The sequence below is a fragment of the Mesorhizobium sp. M0478 genome (assembly GCF_040321305.1).
In the GTDB taxonomy this organism is placed as follows: Bacteria; Pseudomonadota; Alphaproteobacteria; order Rhizobiales; family Rhizobiaceae; genus Mesorhizobium.
In genome coordinates, this window is sequence record NZ_JAMYRH010000045.1 from 1 (window position 1) to 548 (window position 548).

Here is a 548-nt window from a genome sequence, read left to right on the forward strand (position 1 = left end):
GGATTTCTGTCTCATCTTCGCTCCTTTGAATGGCTACGATGAACCAGAAATCCTCCTCTCTCAGTTAAACCGATTTTGTCTCATTGCTGCTGACGCCGCACAGGCGAATGATAAAAAGCCCGCTGACGTCTGGCGACGCTGCAGGGATGGCCCGCGCCTGCTTCGGAGGCTGCGCGGGCCGACCATGACGAGTGGAGAGGACATCTTGGTCACCGGCACGAACCGCTGAAGAACGAGCCAGCTGTGGCCAAACAGCCTCAGAGCGGGAATGTTCCCGCCTGACGCAAAAACACCGTGGCTCAGCCGGCGGGCTCCGTTGCAGGGGCACTCAGGATAGTGCCACGGGCGCGGCGTCTGGGGTCAATGCAGTTTGCCGACTAGCCGAGCGTATTCGGCTTCAGCCCTGCCATATGACCCATCAGCCAGCGCAATCAGACGCGCTCGGTCAAGAATGACTACCTCTCCTCGCATTGAGCGTATCAGACCTTGGCCCTCCAAGGTTTGCAGCGCTATGGTGACGCCGGGCCGCCTGACACCGAGCATAACTG

At 59.7% G+C, this 548-nt stretch carries 2 protein-coding genes; one reads left to right on the forward strand and one right to left on the reverse strand.

Annotation, left to right across the window (positions count from 1 at the left end; genetic code table 11):
* The coding region (locus tag NKI64_RS32110) for a hypothetical protein (protein WP_352672092.1) at positions 1-229 on the forward strand (229 nt) is incomplete at its 5' end.
* 131 nt (positions 230-360) lie between these two features.
* Here NKI64_RS32110 and NKI64_RS32115 read toward each other — a convergent pair.
* Positions 361-548: helix-turn-helix domain-containing protein (locus NKI64_RS32115; protein WP_352539209.1), on the reverse strand; the 188-nt coding region annotated here is incomplete at its 5' end.